This window comes from Pseudoalteromonas sp. SG44-8 (genome assembly GCF_014164125.1).
Classification (GTDB): domain Bacteria; phylum Pseudomonadota; class Gammaproteobacteria; order Enterobacterales; family Alteromonadaceae; genus Pseudoalteromonas; species Pseudoalteromonas rhizosphaerae.
On sequence record NZ_JACJEQ010000004.1, the window covers coordinates 132576 to 149029 of the forward strand.

Annotated in this window: 12 protein-coding genes and 1 tRNA gene; 7 read left to right on the top strand and 6 right to left on the bottom strand. The window is 40.9% G+C overall.

The features are described 5' to 3' along the window. Window positions 1-32: 32 nt before the first annotated feature. Both H5163_RS05290 and pepA read right to left on the bottom strand, forming a co-directional pair. The gene (locus H5163_RS05290) at window positions 33-479 is read right to left on the bottom strand and encodes a DNA polymerase III subunit chi (protein ID WP_145234983.1); all 447 of its coding nucleotides are present in this window, start codon (window positions 477-479) and stop codon (window positions 33-35) included. A 174-nt stretch (window positions 480-653) separates the two neighbouring features. Further along, entirely contained in the window at window positions 654-2165 is a 1512-nt protein-coding gene (gene pepA / locus H5163_RS05295; protein ID WP_145234985.1) for a leucyl aminopeptidase, read from the bottom strand. 264 nt (window positions 2166-2429) lie between these two features. On the opposite strand from pepA, the gene lptF reads away from it, so the two are divergent. Further along, window positions 2430-3542 (top strand): LPS export ABC transporter permease LptF, encoded by a 1113-nt coding sequence (gene lptF / locus H5163_RS05300; protein WP_145234987.1) that lies wholly within the window; start codon window positions 2430-2432, stop codon window positions 3540-3542. Next, complete coding sequence (gene lptG / locus H5163_RS05305; protein WP_145234989.1) at window positions 3539-4606, top strand: LPS export ABC transporter permease LptG; 1068 nt, start codon at window positions 3539-3541, stop codon at window positions 4604-4606. The genes lptF and lptG overlap by 4 nt, the downstream gene beginning before the upstream one ends. A gap of 32 nt (window positions 4607-4638) precedes the next feature. Here the strand turns inward: lptG and H5163_RS05310 are convergent, their stop codons facing one another. Further along, window positions 4639-5139 carry an RDD family protein gene (locus H5163_RS05310; RefSeq protein WP_145234991.1) on the bottom strand — a complete coding sequence of 167 codons (501 nt, stop codon included), beginning with the start codon at window positions 5137-5139 and terminating at the stop codon, window positions 4639-4641. Window positions 5140-5392: 253 nt separating this feature from the next. Here H5163_RS05310 and H5163_RS05315 point away from each other — a divergent pair. Together H5163_RS05315 and H5163_RS05320 are read left to right on the top strand one after the other, a co-directional pair. Then, window positions 5393-5477 (top strand) — tRNA-Leu (locus tag H5163_RS05315). A gap of 296 nt (window positions 5478-5773) precedes the next feature. Beyond that, on the top strand, window positions 5774-7711 hold the full coding sequence (locus H5163_RS05320; protein ID WP_182734582.1) for a BspA family leucine-rich repeat surface protein: 1938 nt from the start codon (window positions 5774-5776) through the stop codon (window positions 7709-7711). Window positions 7712-8172: 461 nt separating this feature from the next. Here the strand turns inward: H5163_RS05320 and H5163_RS05325 are convergent, their stop codons facing one another. From H5163_RS05325 to H5163_RS05335, 3 genes are all read right to left on the bottom strand, one after another. Further along, window positions 8173-8556, bottom strand: coding sequence for a DUF1842 domain-containing protein (locus H5163_RS05325; RefSeq protein ID WP_145234995.1), 384 nt, complete (start codon window positions 8554-8556; stop codon window positions 8173-8175). Window positions 8557-8783: 227 nt separating this feature from the next. Then, window positions 8784-10079, bottom strand: coding sequence for a PAS domain-containing sensor histidine kinase (locus H5163_RS05330; RefSeq protein WP_259397442.1), 1296 nt, complete (start codon window positions 10077-10079; stop codon window positions 8784-8786). Continuing rightward, entirely contained in the window at window positions 10076-11425 is a 1350-nt protein-coding gene (locus H5163_RS05335) for a sigma-54 dependent transcriptional regulator (protein ID WP_182734584.1), read from the bottom strand. Before H5163_RS05335 ends, H5163_RS05330 begins: the two co-directional genes overlap by 4 nt. A 344-nt stretch (window positions 11426-11769) precedes the next feature. On the opposite strand from H5163_RS05335, the gene H5163_RS05340 reads away from it, so the two are divergent. From H5163_RS05340 to H5163_RS05350, 3 genes are all read left to right on the top strand, one after another. After that, on the top strand, window positions 11770-13020 hold the full coding sequence (locus tag H5163_RS05340) for an HlyD family secretion protein (RefSeq protein ID WP_182719469.1): 1251 nt from the start codon (window positions 11770-11772) through the stop codon (window positions 13018-13020). A gap of 17 nt (window positions 13021-13037) precedes the next feature. Continuing rightward, the gene (locus tag H5163_RS05345) at window positions 13038-13775 is read left to right on the top strand and encodes an ABC transporter ATP-binding protein (RefSeq protein ID WP_182734586.1); all 738 of its coding nucleotides are present in this window, start codon (window positions 13038-13040) and stop codon (window positions 13773-13775) included. Between the two features lie 87 nt (window positions 13776-13862). After that, window positions 13863-16298 (top strand): ABC transporter permease, encoded by a 2436-nt coding sequence (locus H5163_RS05350; protein ID WP_182734587.1) that lies wholly within the window; start codon window positions 13863-13865, stop codon window positions 16296-16298. Window positions 16299-16454 lie beyond the last annotated feature (156 nt).

The following is a 16454-nucleotide window of genomic DNA, read 5'->3' on the forward strand; positions in this document are numbered from 1 at the left end:
TGAGTTAGTTAGCTATTTATACAAAAGGTATGTTAGCTATTAATATCTTGCGTGGTGATATTAGCACCGAGTTGGCGTAGCTTTTTAAAGCGCTCACGGGCAGCTTGTTTAGCAGTGGCTTCAACGGGCACAAAATCAAAAACTTGGTTAAACCGACGAATAAAGTCCGGCAATTGTGCAGCCAAGTTAATTAAAACTTTACGATTACCGACTGGCGGGGTAGTACCTATTTCAACGGGCGCACCACCTTTTGGACCTTCACCTTGGAGATTGTGAGGCACAAAACTGTCGGGGTCGAATGACCAAATAGTTTCATCAATGGCATGGGCAATTTCAAGATCATCAACGTAAATAAAGATACGATGACCAAGACGATACTGTTCAGCAGCAATATCAGCCGCTAAGCTAAAGTGATCATCAGCCTTGGCTAATGACTCATCTTGTTGCTTTAGAACGAAAAACTGGGCGTTCATGCTCATTGTATCGGGGCTTCCCACAGTATTGAAAATAATACTTAAATCAAAGCAGGGATTTTGCCATATAACGCGTTTTGCTTCAATTAATACGCTAATTTATACGTTAATAAGTGGGGAATAAATAAGGCGCTAAAAAGCGCCTTATTTAAATTTACAATGTATTGTTAAACGCGGGGTTTAATCTTGGCTGGTTTCGCTTACACCGGCACGGTTGAGTAAATATTGCGTAAGCATTGGCACCGGTCGACCTGTTGCGCCTTTGTTTTTACCACTGCGCCAAGCAGTGCCTGCGATATCTAAATGGGCCCAGTTATACTTTTTAGTAAACTTAGATAAGAAGCATGCTGCTGTTATCGTTCCCGCAGAGCGGCCGCCTAAGTTAGTAAAATCAGCAAATGGGCTTTCTAGTTGATCTTGATAATCATCCCACAGTGGCAACTGCCACGCACGGTCGCCACTTTGCTCAGATGCTTTTAACAAGTCATGTGCCAGTGGGTTGTGGTTAGATAATAACCCCGTTGCATGAGCGCCAAGGGCAACAATACAAGCGCCAGTTAAAGTAGCGACATCAATCACGGTTTCAGGTTCAAAGCGCTCAACATAAGTGAGTGCATCACATAATACTAAGCGGCCTTCAGCGTCGGTATTTAGTACTTCAACTGTTTGCCCTGACATAGTGGTCAAAATATCACCCGGACGATAAGCATTCGAGCTTGGCATGTTTTCACAACCTGCGAGTACACCAATTACGTTAATCGGTAATTGCATTTGCACCAAAGCACGCATTGCGCCAATAACACCGGCTGCACCGCCCATGTCGTATTTCATTTCATCCATGGCTTCGCCTGGTTTGAGTGAAATACCACCTGAGTCAAAGGTTAAACCTTTACCAACTAGCACGATTGGGGCTTGATCTTTCGCGCCGCCTTGGTAGTTAATTACCGACATAATAGATTCGTTATCACTACCACGACCAACTGCTAAGTATGAATTCATACCTAACTCTGCCATTTTATCTTCGCCAATTATATCAACTGTAACGTTGTCAAAGTTAGCTGCAAGTTCTTGCGCTTGTTCACCTAAATATGCAGGATTACAGATGTTTGGCGGCATGTTCGCTACGTCTTTACATAACTTACTACCTGCAGCGATCGCTAGACCATGTTCAATGGCGCTTTCACCAATGGTAAGTTCGCGGCGAGTTGGCACGTTAAACACAATTTTACGCAGCGGGCGACGCGGGTCACTTTTTTTGCTTTTTAATTGGTTAAATGTGTACAAGCAGTCTTGGGTGGTTTCGACCGCTTGGCGGACTTTCCAGTAGGTGTCGCGACTTTTAACATGTTGCTCAGTTAAAAAGCATACCGCTTCCATCGACCCAGTTTCATTTAGGGTATTGATAGTTTTTGAAATAATTTGTTTGTATTGTTTGTCGTCTAGCTCGCGCTCTTTACCACAGCCGACCAATAGTATGCGTTCACTTAACACATTGGGTACATGATGCAATAACAGCACTTGTCCCGGCTTGCCTTCAAGGTCGCCGCGACGCAATAAATTAGAGATATAACCATCACTGATTTTATCGAGTTGTTCACCAATGGGGGATAAACGACGTGGCTCATAAACGCCAACTACAATACATGCGCTACGTTGCTTTTCAGGACTACCACTTTTTACGCTAAATTCCATTGTCACTCCTAATTTTGAGTCATTTAACCCTTAAATAAGGGTAATAAAATAAAAATCCAGATACTAGCTTAATATTAGCTTATAAACGCTGACTCATTATGTGTATTTGAACTTTATACTTTTGTAGCCATCAATACCACTAATGCGACAATATATCGAGTTGCTAGGTATGATATTTAATGTTGATGACATATAATAAAACCCTAAGTTTACTCAAATTTTCTTACTCTTGAAGTAAAACATCATGTTTAACAGGGGCGATCATTGCTAATTTTCCGTTATTTGACCACTGAAGTTTTAAAGTCTCAGGTCGCCGTATTTTTAACTTTGATGACAATTTTTTTGTCGCAAAAGTTTGTTGTTATTCTAAGCGACGCCTCTGAAGGCGGTATTCCTGCTAAGTTAGTACTGTCGATGATTGCACTAAAGTTACCGCAATTGGCATCATTAATACTACCGCTAAGTATCTTTTTAGGGATTATTCTCGCCTACAGTCGCATTTATGCCGACAGTGAAATGACTGTTCTCAAAGCCTGTGGCGTTAGTGAATGGTACGTAGTGCGTGTAACCTTAGTTTCTAGTGTGGTACTAGCGCTATTGGCGGGAGTACTGACTTTATATATAGCCCCATGGGCGAGTGAACAAGAATATCAATTGAAAGAACAAGCCAAAGCGGATGCCGGGTTATCAGCGCTGCGGGCTGGGCGCTTTCAACAAACAGGGAACGAAAAAGCGGTGGTGTTTATTCACAATATCGAAAACGGCGGCAAAGAATTACACAAAGTATTTGTAGCACAACTACCCGATAGTGAAAAAGACAATCTCGCACGGTTAGTATATGCGCAGCGGGGTGTGGTGGTCGAGCAAGAAAGCGGTGAGCAGGAATTGGTGCTCAGTGACGGTAAGCGTTACGAAACTGACGGTGAAACGCCAGCGCTCAATTTAACCGAATTTGATGGCTATAGTGTACAAATCCGTGAGCAAGAGATAGAACATCAACGCCGCAAACTTGAAGCTGTGCCGACCATTGATTTGTTTGCGATGAAAACGACTGATGCGATTGCTCAGTGGCAGTGGCGTCTTGCTATTCCGCTTTCTATTCCGCTACTTACTTTATTAGCAGTACCGCTGAGTGTCGTTAATCCGCGCCAAGGTAAGTTTGCCAAGTTAGTACCTGCCATAAGCTTGTATTTAGGTTATTTCATCTTATTGAATGCAGCAAAATTTGCAGTTGAGGATGGTAAAATTCCGCCTTCAATTGGCCTATGGTGGATCCACTTTACGGCGTTATTTATCGGCGGCTTTTTGATCATTAAAGGGCGGCCACTCGGTGCTTGGCTAAAAGCTGTGTTGACTAAGCGGGAGTATGGCGCATGATGAAAATGCTTGATTGGTACTTAGGCCGTAGCATCTTGCAAACCACTGGTTTTGCTTTGATGGTCTTGGTGGGGATCAGTACCCTGATTAAATTTATTGAGCAGCTTAAATCAGTCGGTCGCGGTAGCTATGATATTGCAACTGCATTGTTATATACATTATATAGCATGCCTGGCGATCTTGTGGTGTTCTTCCCAATGGCCGCTTTAATTGGTGGCTTAACAGGTCTTGGAGCACTTGCGTCAAATAGTGAACTGGTGGTTATGCAAGCTGCTGGTATGTCGCGTTTGCAAATTATTGTCTCAGTGATGAAAACTGCAATATTTATGGCGCTTTGTATGATGGTATTAGGCGAGTGGGGCGCACCGGCCGCACAGCTCAAAGCGAAAGAAATGCGTAATCAAGCTATACACGGTGGCGATGTATTTAACGCTCAGCAAGGTGTATGGGCTAAAGATGGTAATAACTTTATTAATATAGAAGATGTTGACCAAAACGGCGTATTACACGGTGTGAACATGTATCATTTTGATAAATCACTACAACTTACACAAATTACTAAAGCTCGCGAAGCAGTAGGCCGTAAAGATGGTTGGTTACTTCGTGATGTAAGTAAACTGCAACTCAGTGAAGAGTTGATCAGTACACAGCAACAAGATGAAGAGTTTTACGAATCACAACTTACAGCTGAAAAGCTGGGTGTAGTATCGGTAAAACCAGAGGCGCTTTCTTTCACAGGACTTTGGTCGTATTTAGGTTATTTAAAACAAAATGAGCAAGATACCAGCACCTATGAGCTGGCTTTATGGCGTAAAATTATGCAGCCAGTATCGATAGCGGTGATGTTATTAGTGGCGCTGTCGTTTATATTTGGCCCACTGCGTACAGTGACGATGGGCGCGCGGATTGTAATGGGCGTAGTAACCGGTATTGCATTTCACCTAACCAATGAAATATTTGGTCCTGTGGTGATGGTGTATCAAATCCCTGCGATAATCGGGGCGACTTTACCAAGCATAATATTTATAGGTTTTGCGACTTACTTGCTTAATAAGCGAAATTGATAATGGGGAGCTAGCAGCCTAGCTCCTTATTGCTAATCTAAAGAACGATAAATTCGTTTGTTTTCTTCTTTTGTTAGCGCAACAACCTCGGTTTTAGACAGGTAATCTTGCAGCGCTCGTTTGTTTTTAAAATCAACTAATACCACTAAATTACCCAAGCCAAGTAATGCGGTTACGCTACGAATAACGGCTTGTGACCAACTAATTAGCTTACCATCGCGAGTTTGTACTTTTAAACGCCATGCGCGCATACCAATCGTTTGGCCACTCTTAGTCCAAAAATAGCCAAAAAACACTAACGCTACAACGACTAAAAGTGTACTGCGAAGACCTGATAACAATAGTGAATTTTGAATTAGCGCAGACACATCCTCAGCACCATTTAAACTAATAACCTCAAGTGAAATAAGCCCTTGTACGGCAAACAAATACAAAACAACGCTTAGCATAGCAAATGCAATAATAGCTAACGTATCGTAAACTAACGACGCAAAGCGACGCCAAAAGCTCGCACGCGGAAATTCAGCAGACATAAATAAACTCACAAAGTTAATATGTGCGCTAGTTTAGCAAATAGCGAGACAAATACTAGCTAGTCGCTTTTATGAGTGAATGTTAATGGTTGCTCAATTGTTAAGCGGTTGATCGTGGTTTTGTAAAAAACGCTTGCTGCTCCTCTTATTGTTTGTATAATGCATGGCATAGAGACAAAGACAGCTTGATAAGTCCTAGCTCTAAAGTGGTTTTTCTTTATCTTCTCATGTTAGAAGGTTAAAGAAAAATGATGCCAGCGTGATGAAATTGGTATACATGGGGGATTCAAAATCCCCTGCCGCAAGGCGTGCCGGTTCAAGTCCGGCCGCTGGTACCACTTTTGATAGCCCTTGCTTTTTAGCAAGGGTTTTTTTATGCCTATAGAAAAGTGAAATGCGGACTCGAGCGCCACTCAAACCAATATTTGACGATGAACCATAGCTTTTTTAGCCAATCCGTATCGTTTTAACTTTCCCTCATGCTGATTAAAAAACTTATCAACAATAGTCTATTGGTAAATAAATACAGATTACCTATTGTGGGTATAGTAGAATGCGCGCCCTAAATATATTTTTACTTTATTACTTACCCTTACTCAAAGTTCGTACATTGAGGCATTTTAAAGGAAAAAAAATGACGACTAATCGCTTATTTATCTTTAAGCATATTTTTATTTTGTGCATTCTGTTTACATTATCTGCTTGTGGCGGTGGCTCTGGTAGTGCAGAAAAATCTGACACAGGAACTAATTCAAACCTAGATATAACAGCGCCTGTTATTACTTTAAACGGTTCGCAAGCTATTACGCTCAATATAGGCAATAGCTACCAAGAGTTAGGTGCATCTGCTTCAGACGATAAAGACGGTAGCGTAAGTGTTAGCGTGTCAGGCTCTTTGAACCTTAATCAAGCTGGTGTATATACGTTTACATACACTGCTACTGACAGCGCGGGAAACTCTTCAAGTGTAATTAGAACAATTACAGTGGTTGCACCCGACGATACACAAGCGCCAACTATAACGTTGAATGGTGAAAAGTCTATTTCTCTTGAGCTGGGCGAATCATACCAAGAACTAGGGGCGCAAGCACAAGACAATGTGGATGGAACAGTCAGTGTCGCTATTTCAGGCTCTGTGGACGAAAGTACGCACGGCGACTACACAATTACATATACTGCAGTCGATTCCGCTGGTAATACGGGTTCAATTACCCGAAAAGTGACAGTACTTGAGGCTAAAGACACCTCGCCACCGCTGCTTACTCTCATTGGTAAAGAGTATATTAAGCTATTTTTAAATGAAGAGTACTCAGAGCAAGGGGCGTCGGCACTTGATGACTTTGATGGTGCAATCAGTGCAACAGTATTTGGTGAAGTGGACGTTAAGAACACAGGTGTATACATAGTTACCTATACTGCAACAGATAAAGCAGGAAACACGGCAAGTATTGAGCGCACTGTTGAGGTGGTTATACCTCGTGAATTTATCACAACCTGGAAAACGGATAATACACAACTGTTCTCAACAGATGCTAATACAATTAAAATTGCAACGAAAGGTGAAGGTTATAACTTCCAGATAGAGTGGGGCGATGGCACTATCGACCGCAATGTTGTTAATACAATTACCCACACATACGACACCAGCGGAACCTATATTATTAAAATAAGTGGTGACTTCCCACGTTTTTACTTTGATGAAACGCAAGCTGATTGGAACAAATTATTAACCATAGAGCAGTGGGGTGATATTCGTTGGTCATCAATGGAGCGTGCATTTATAAACTGCTCTAACCTTGTTATTAATGCCTTAGATACACCTGACTTATCAAACGTCACGAATCTCTCTTACATGTTTTCGTATGCGCAATCGTTCAATCAAGACATAAACGATTGGGATGTTTCTACTATTACTGATATGACCGGTATGTTTCAAGGTGCTATTTTATTTGATCAAGCTCTTGAAAGCTGGGATGTGTCTCGTGTCGTAAGAATGGGGCATATGTTTGATGGTGCAACGAACTTTAATCAAGATATTAGCAATTGGGATACAGCGAGCTTAAAAGACATGATACGCATGTTTAATAATGCCAGTCAATTCAACCAACCAATAGGCAGATGGACAGTTGGCGGTGTTTATAGGATGACAGGACTATTTGCTAATGCAGTGTCATTTAATCAAGACTTAGGTGATTGGAAAGTTGGGTTTGTATTTTATATGGGCAATATGTTTGATGGTGCATCAGCATTTAATCAAGACATTGGCCGCTGGAATGTGTCCGACGTTGCCTATATGAACAGTATGTTTCGCAATGCGGTTTCATTTGATCAGAACTTAAGTGATTGGGATATTTCTAACCTCAGTGATATGCGTAGCATGTTTGAAGGGATTGCATTGTCGGTTGAAAACTACGATGCTCTCCTCAATGGCTGGAGTAAGTTATCGACTCCACCGCTAAAAATTGGTTTTCATGCTGGTAATAGCCAGTATTCTGAAGCTGGAAAAACTGGACGCGATATTCTCACTAACATACATGAATGGAATATTGCTGATGGCGGATTAGTACAATAGCATTTAACCAGTAAGCTGTGTTGTTCTATGTTTAGAGCATCGCAGCATTTACTTGCATCACAGAAGTGCATGGTTAATAAGCTCTATATTATATAAGTGTAAATTTATCTAGTGTTTATGAGTTACGGTAATAAGCCTTTTAAAAACGCGATACATGATAAGTTGAGCCATAAAACAAGTTGGCAGAGAACTTAACTTATTGATTAAAAATCTAGGTAATGCATACAAGGACAGTCGTAAAGCAAATTCACACTGTTCTTCAGCGCACTTATCAAATAGAAGCAAGTTGCTCAGTATTAAATCAACAGATACTTTAAATATAGTTTTAGTCGTGCGGACTTGTTTACCTTCAGCTTTAGTTAAAACGTGAGCCAAGAAAACCTAAACAGGTGAGAGCTAAGCGACGTTCAAAGTTACTATACGCCGCTTAATTTAATCTAGTAGAGCAAACTATGTTCTATTTAGTCAATTAGAGTCACTTTGCATTGGTAGGTATTATCACCCACTGAAAAACTGCCTTTGCCATTCCATTGATTATCAACGCCAAAGCTTGCCGTAAAAGGTGACTGGTAACTACCAATTGCAGGTGGTGGAAAAGACACCACTGCTTGACCTGTTAGCGCGCCAACTTTAGTTACATCATTATAGCCAGTTGCATGCATATGGCCCGATGCGCTAGCGGTGAAATGAGGTGAATGCTGCGTTCCTTCTTGGATGCTGCCATTCGCTCGACCATTTAATGAACCTGTTTTTGGATCTACAGCAAACTGAATTTCCATAGAGCCACCACCAACAACACCAGATTGAAATTGTAATTTAACGAGATATAAGCTTTCATCAGACATTTTCTTGTTCCTTTTGTAGATTGCATTCGCACTGTTATATGGTTACTAAGTAACCGAGTGAAATTGTAGAATGACCACCACAAAAGACATATTACAGCGTATTACATGAAGTTGAGTTTGAGGGCGTACAGGTTTTTTTATCGTTGTTTTTTAGAATAGGGGCTGCTTTTACAAAGTATTCGCTGATTAAACTAAATGTTCTTTTTAGTATTTCTTTTCGAAGCTAGCTACACTGGCAATAGTATTGTTGCGACTGCACCTTGGTGTTTTTCTTTATTCGCTAAGCTCAAACTACCATGATGCTGCTCTATCACGTTGCGACAAAAGCTTAGACCAATCCCTTGACCTTGTTGTTTAGTGGTGTAAAACGGCACGAATATGTTATCGGGGTTGGCAAGGCCTTGGCCGTTATCATCAATGGTGATGCAGCTTACTTTTCCTTGCTTATGCACACCTAATGTTATTTTAACGGGCGGGGTGCTTGCTTCGATGGCATTTTTTATTAGATTGATCATGACTTGATGAATAAACGTGCGGTCGGCCTTAAAAGTTGCGGCGTCTGTTACGCAGCTAAATGCAACGTCAGGGTATATTGCGCACACTTGTTTTAAAAATGTGTCGGTGTCTATTGCTACTATATTAAGTGCCAGTGGTTTATTTATATCGCCATAGCGCGTGACAAATTCATTAAGATAATTACAGCGCTCACTTATAACATTAAGTGCTTGTATTTGTCGTGGCTCGGTGAGCTTCACGGCGAGATTTTCAGCCATTGCAGTAACTGGTGTGAGTGAGTTGCGAATTTCGTGACCGAGTACGCGAATAATTTGCTGCCATGCTTGCAGTTGGCTTTCGCGAAGGGCTGAGGTGATGTCGATCATAACAATAAGTTGATGACAGCTGCCTTGCTCTATAAATTCACTGTGGCGTATTTGCCATTGCTGGGCTGTAATAACATCGCTAAATTGCCAATGTGCGTCTTGCTTTGTAAGCCCTAATTGTTCAGCGCTTGCATAGCGTAAGGTTTGCCATTGAGTCTGTTTAAATTCGCTAAACGCATTATTGGCATAACTGAGCTTATTATGTTGATCGAGCACCATGATCGGCACATTAAAATGCTCAATTAATTGGTACACCAAAAAAACATGCTGATCGTATCGCGACTTCTTTTTAAATAACTCTTCACTTAACTCAATCAAGCTTTGTTGTAATTGGTGAATACTCCCCGCCTGATAGCTGGGCTTAACGAGCTGGTTATAATCTTCGTTTAAAATGGCATCTAGGTGGGCGTAATTGCGGTTAAAGCTGTTGATCACTTTTTTATAGGTACGAATAAACAGCTTAAGATAAATAGCTAAAAATAGGATTGAGATAACGGCAGAAGTAACAACAGATAAAGCAAAATATTGGCCAATAAAATAGCACCCCAACGCTGCTAAAGTGCTACTAAAAAATGCAAAGCCAATTAAACTGCGTTCCAGCGATGAGTGATAAAGACAACTAAGTGTCATACTGCTTTTCATACGGTAATCCCGTATTTTTCAAGGCGACGATACATAGAAGATTTACCTAAACCTAATAATTTAGCGGCGTTAGGAATATGGCCTTGGGTCTGCTTGAGGGCTAAATCAATTAATTGGCGCTCTGCGTGCTCTAGTGTCATTAGTGGTAATGTGTTATTGATTTGACTGCTGTGCAGGTTTAAGTCATCGGCGGTCAATGTGTCGGTTGTTGCTAACAATATTGCCCGTTCAATCACATGGCTTAGCTCGCGTACATTGCCCGGCCAAGTATAGTGGTTTAATTCCTGTTTAGCGCATTCACTCAATGTAAGTATGGTGCTTGAGTATTTTTTAGCATGTAAATTTATAAAGTGCTCGCACAAAGGCACTATATCTTCAATGCGTTCGCGTAGTGGCGGTATTACAAACTCCAAAGTGTTTATCCGATAGTATAAATCTTCTCTAAACTGGCCTTGTTTTATCAGTGTGGCAATATCGCCATTGGTGGCACTGATCAAGCGTACATTGGTTTTTTTAGTGTGACTCGCGCCAACCATCTCAAACTCTTGGCTTTCGAGTACCCGTAATAATTTTGCTTGTTGTGGTAGTGGTATATTGGCTATTTCGTCTAAAAATAAACTGCCGTTATCGGCCAGTTCAAAGCGGCCAATGCGCTCATTTTTAGCATCAGTAAACGCGCCTTTTTTATGACCAAACATTTCGCTTTCAAATAACGATTCAACAATAGCCCCCATATTCACTGCAATAAACGGTTGTGTATGGCGCGTTGACTGCTGATGAAGCCATTGTGCTAATTGGCTCTTACCCGTACCATTTTCACCGGTTAGTAAAATGTTAGCATCGGTTTTAGCCACCTTAGCTAACTGACTTATCAGTTGTTGCATAGCGTGTGACTGATACACAAATGCAGGCGAGGCATGATCGTTAAGCTGTTGCAGCAACTTTTGATTTTGTTTGTTTAACTTTTTAAGTGTGAGTTGCTGATCGAGCAATTTTAATAAGCGCTGGTTTTGCCATGGCTTTTCAATAAAGTCACACGCACCGTGTTGCATAGCGCGAACCGCTAGATCTACGCTCGACCACGCAGTCATTGCGATGACAGGGATATCTAACTGTTGTTTATGTAAGTGCTGTAAAAACGCCAAACCTTCGTCACCTGATGTGGTGTCGCGGGTAAAATTCATATCGAGCAAAATAAGGTCAATCGCTTGGCTATCTTTAACTACTGCTTGCGCGCTAAAAGGTGAGTCGCATTCGAGCACTTGGTAGCCGTTATCTTCTAAAATAAAGCGCGCGCTTAGGCGGATTTCGGGGCTATCTTCAATGATCAAAATAGTGGCAGGCATAAACTTCCAAATAGGTGAATAAGCACAGGTTGATTGTAGCGTATAGCGATTTCTATGCCAGTGATTTTATTTTTGTATTTCAGCTTGTTAGCTATTTAAAGGTGATTTCAGTAGGTGTTCCAGTCCGATTACGGACTGCTTGCGTCCGATTTTGGGTTAGCGTGTCTGTCGAAGTGAAAGCCTTTAACTAGGGCCAGTCTCAAATTGATACTGAGGAGTCCGGTATCGCCGCTCAATAAGAATTCTTGAATAGTAAATACTTGTAATTCCTTGTATTTATTGATTTTTAATGTTGGCACGTGTTTCGCTATAGCTTAGATATACAAAGCATAATGCGGTGCAATATGGACATAGTAAAAACAAAAGTAGTCAAGCAGTTATCGCTTTGGCATAAGCTAATTTTATTACTGGCTGTTATTTTAATTGTGGCAGTGATTTATCAGCGCAGCAGTCAAGTAGGTGTGTCAGTATCGCGCAGTAATATTATTATTAGTGATGTACGCCAAGGCGCGCTTGCGATTACGGTTACAGGTTATGGTGAACTTAAATCTGCGCAGCAGCAATTGCTTACGGCAAAAACGTTGGCCACTGTGCAGGCTATTTTATTAAAACCAGGCGCAATAGTGACCAGTGACTCAGTGATTGTGCAGTTAGCCAATCCAGCGCTTGAGCAACAGCTCGAAAATGCGCAGCAAGAACTTAATAAACTCAATGCTAACTTACGCCAGTTAAGATTAAACAATACTCGCGAGTTATTAAACGAGCGCTCTCATGTGGCACAAAGCCATGCCGCTTACGAAAATGCCAAACTAAAATTAAAAGCTGAAACCAGTTTGGTTGAACAGGGCATAGTCTCAACGCTTAATTATCAGCGTAGCGTGTTAGACGAGCAACAACTTCGCCAGCAATTAGCAATAGCTAAGCAACGTTCAGAGCAACTAAAAGCCGTACACATAGAATCTGAAAACATTCAGCTTGAGCAAATTAAACAGCAACAAGGGTTAGTAGTTATGGCACAAACACAATTGGCCAACCTATCTGTAGTAGCGGGAATGGATGGGGTATTACAGCGTTTACCGATTGAGCTTGGGCAAAGCGTAAATGCAGGGCAAGAAATTGCGCTTATCGGCTCGGTTGATTCGTTAATTGCAATTATTCAAGTACCACAAAATCAAGTAGATGATATTCGGTTAGGGCAGCTCGCAGAAGTAGATACACGCCGCGGTGTTGTTATGGCAAAGGTGTCACGCATCAGCCCTGTGGTGAGTAATAATACAGTAGAGGTAGAGTTATCGTTGCCTAAAGAGCTCCCTGAAAATGTTCGGCCGCAATTAACAGTCGATGCCAATATTAAGGTCGCACAGCTAAAAGATGTTACTTATATCGAGCGCCCAGCAAACGTAAAACCGCACAGTGTAAGAGAGCTGTATCAGGTAAACTCACAGCAGCAAAGCGCACGCTTGGTTGATATCAAATTTGGTCGCGAGGCTGGGCGCTTTATCGAAATACTAAGCGGCGCACAGTTAGATCAGCAATTAATTATTTCAGATTTAACCAACCTTACTCGCAGCAATAGCGAAATTCTAATTAACTAATGAACAGGACAAAAATAATGACAGAGCAAAAAATAACGAACACCCAAGCCGATGTCGTATTAGCAATGAAAGGAATTAGTAAGGTATTTGAAACCCAAGAGTTACAAACCTATGCACTGCGTAGTATTGATTTGTGTATTTATCGCGGTGAATACTTGTCGATATCGGGGCCATCTGGCTGTGGTAAATCAACATTACTTTCATTATTGGGTTTACTTGATATGCCAACCAGCGGTGAATATTTAATTGACGGTAAAGACGTCTCTGCACTTTCGCTAAATCAGGCTGCTGAAATTCGCAATGCAAAAATAGGATTTATTTTTCAATCATTTAATTTAATTGATGAGTTAAGTGTGTTCGACAACGTGGCATTACCACTGCGTTATCACCACTGTAAACCAAACAAGCAAATAATTGCTGAAAAAGTAAAAGCGTGCCTTGAAAAAGTAGGGCTTGGGCATCGTATGAGTCATAAACCTAACCAATTATCAGGAGGACAGCAACAACGCGTGGCGATAGCCCGAGCGCTGGTGACTGAACCGGCAATATTATTAGTTGATGAGCCAACGGGTAATTTAGACTCAAAATCGGGAGATCAAGTTATGCACGTATTAAGTGAGCTACATGCAGCCGGCACCACTATTTGCATGGTGACACATGACCCGCGTTACTGTGATATGGCTACAAGGCAACTAAAGCTATTGGATGGTGAGATGCTAGGGGCTGTGGGTATAAAAGATCAGCTAAGTGCTTAAATAACCTGTTTAGTGAGAGTAAAATGGAATATCCAAAAATAATAAAACGTCAATGGCTATTAAGGGATAACTTAACGGAGTGCCATAATGACTTATAATTTAAAAAATGCATTACTTAATATAACTAATCATAAAGTTTACAGTTTAAGTGTTGTAGCGACGTTAAGTATTGTTTTAGCTGCATTAATTACTGTATTAACACTTGCCTATATTATGCTGTTAAAACCATTGCCATACCCTGAGCAAATGCGGTTAGTAAAAGCTGAATATGCTCAAATAGACCAAACCGGGGCGCTTAATACCCGCGCTTTTAATTACCCTGCACTGATTGATTTATATAAAAATCATAAATTATTTGAGCAAGCTGCGTTGGTGTATTACGGTGAACAACGCCTTGATGATGTAGCGGGCTTACCCATAGTAAACACCTCATTTGTTACCCCTCAGTGGTTTGAAATGTTTGCAATTAAGCTACATTTAGGACGAGGTTTTACGCAAACCGAAGCTCTTGATAGTTTTAACCCCGTTGCCGTTATAAGTTATCGAACATGGCAAAATGACTTTGCCAGTAAAGAAAACATAATAGGTCAAACACTTAGTGTGGGCGCTCAGCAATTCAAAATTATAGGTGTGGCTGCAGCCAACTTTAAATCGCCTGCACTTATCAAAACAGGGCAGGTCACTGACGTATGGTTGCCGTGGGATTATAATTTAACCTCTGCAGAGGCTAAACCATTTTGGTGGAACCGTTACTCGCGCAGCCATTTTGTGGCTAAATTACCAAGCGATGTAAGCATTGAGCAGGCGAGTAAAAGGTTATCGCAGTATGTGGATGATGTATGGCAACAGCATATTACGACCGAAGCATTCTTTGCAGGTTGGCATATCGAACTTGAGCTAAACACCTTGCAAACAGTAATATTAAAAGAGACACCGCAGAATATTTATTGGCTCATTTTAGCTGTAACGGGGTTGGTTATTATTGCCTGTGTAAACATTAGTAACGTGTTTATTGTAAGAACTGCAGCGCGTAAACACACATTAGCACTGAGTGCGGCGCTGGGCGCAACACGGTTTACTTTGTTTAAACAGTTTTGGCTGGAGATTGCCTTGCTAATAGGCTTAGCAAGTATAATAGGCCTTGCGTTAGCGGCGATTTTTTTAGCAACCTTAAGCGATTTTGCCATGGCAATATTACCGCGCGCCAATGAGCTTTCTATTAATGCAGTATCATTCCTTATCACACTGGTTAGCGGCTTAATATTAACGACGCTGTTCGCTTTTTTATGTACGCGAATAGTAAATTACCAACAACTGATAAGTAGTTTAAAGTCAGCAGGTAAAGGGACGACAGTGCAGGTGGGCAAGCGCGTATGGCAAGGCTTGGTCGCTTTTCAAGTAGCTGTAGCGTGTACATTATTGTTTATTAACTTTTTAGTTTTTAGCGTTAATAAAAGTAATATTGACGAGGCTTTCACACTGCCACTTGAGCAATTAACGAGTTTAAAGGTTAATGTAGCAAGCCATGTAGCGGCTGATAGAGACAAAGCAAATCAGCTATTAGAGCAAGTAGCTAACGAGCTTGCTTTACTGCCAGAGGTTAGGCAAGTAAGTCGTTCATCATCACCTATAAACGATAATTTAATTACTTGGTCATTGGTTGAGGTAGCAAGCAATCAAAACGTATTACCTTATGGTAAATCAGTTGATGAGCAGTATTTTTCATTACTTAAACAACCCGTATTACAAGGACGTGGTTTTACAAACGAGGATACTAAAAGTAATGCGAATGTTATTATTATTAATGATGTACTAGCAGAAAAATTATCAAATGATGGTAATGCATTGGGTATGCATTTGAGTTTTGATATAACTTCAGGGCGCGAAAATGATTTAGTAATAATAGGCATAGTTAAAACAATGCTTATACCGGGGAAAACGTCGCTTGAGCCTAAAGCTTATTTGACTCGTGCTGGTTATAATTCATTTATTATCGAGTTTAAAAGTGCTCAGCACTTAACAAAAAATACGCTTAACACCTTATTACAATCTATTGATTCAGGCTTATCAGTTCATCAATTAGCGCCATTAAATGCACAGCGCGATACAGCACTGTTTCGTCAATATGTAGTATCGGCGACAACGCTGATGATCATTGCTGCCACTATTGCCTTAACCAGTATTGGTTTGATAGGTATTATGCGCTACTCAGTGTTATTAAGGCGTGCTGAAATTGGTATTCATTTGTGTGTTGGCGCAAAGCCACTGGCATTGTTTTTGTTAGTATTTAAGCAAAATGGCAGCGCAATCGTAACGGGTATAATACTCAGTATTGCGTTATTGCTGGCTTTACAACAACCACTACAACTGATTGCGGATGGAGTACCGCAAATTATGCAGCTTGGTATGTTATTCATGACTTTATTGTTTGTAATTAGCCTTGGCGCACTGGCGTGTTATTTACCTTTAAGTGCCCAGCTAAAGCGCCCTGCAATTTACGGTGTACAAGGATCACAACAGTAAAGTGTGTAGTTTAGGAGGGACTGATTGAGTAAAAGGCTTAAATCAGCTCCTTCAACTAGCTCTTTTAAAAAACACTTTATAAAATTTGGCACGTTGATAAGTTAATAATAATTATAAATATGGTATGGGCTGAATGTTATTATCTGCAATCTATAC

Excerpts from the sequence above, each read along its gene's own strand:
- H5163_RS05290 (WP_145234983.1), bottom strand. The coding sequence starts at position 479 with ATGAGCATGAACGCCCAGTTTTTCGTTCTAAAGCAACAAGATGAGTCA.
- pepA (WP_145234985.1), bottom strand. The coding sequence starts at position 2,165 with ATGGAATTTAGCGTAAAAAGTGGTAGTCCTGAAAAGCAACGTAGCGCA.
- lptG (WP_145234989.1), top strand. The coding sequence starts at position 3,539 with ATGATGAAAATGCTTGATTGGTACTTAGGCCGTAGCATCTTGCAAACC.
- H5163_RS05310 (WP_145234991.1), bottom strand. The coding sequence starts at position 5,139 with ATGTCTGCTGAATTTCCGCGTGCGAGCTTTTGGCGTCGCTTTGCGTCG.
- H5163_RS05320 (WP_182734582.1), top strand. The coding sequence starts at position 5,774 with ATGACGACTAATCGCTTATTTATCTTTAAGCATATTTTTATTTTGTGC.
- H5163_RS05325 (WP_145234995.1), bottom strand. The coding sequence starts at position 8,556 with ATGTCTGATGAAAGCTTATATCTCGTTAAATTACAATTTCAATCTGGT.
- H5163_RS05330 (WP_259397442.1), bottom strand. The coding sequence starts at position 10,079 with ATGAAAAGCAGTATGACACTTAGTTGTCTTTATCACTCATCGCTGGAA.
- H5163_RS05335 (WP_182734584.1), bottom strand. The coding sequence starts at position 11,425 with ATGCCTGCCACTATTTTGATCATTGAAGATAGCCCCGAAATCCGCCTA.
- H5163_RS05340 (WP_182719469.1), top strand. The coding sequence starts at position 11,770 with ATGGACATAGTAAAAACAAAAGTAGTCAAGCAGTTATCGCTTTGGCAT.
- H5163_RS05345 (WP_182734586.1), top strand. The coding sequence starts at position 13,038 with ATGACAGAGCAAAAAATAACGAACACCCAAGCCGATGTCGTATTAGCA.
- H5163_RS05350 (WP_182734587.1), top strand. The coding sequence starts at position 13,863 with ATGACTTATAATTTAAAAAATGCATTACTTAATATAACTAATCATAAA.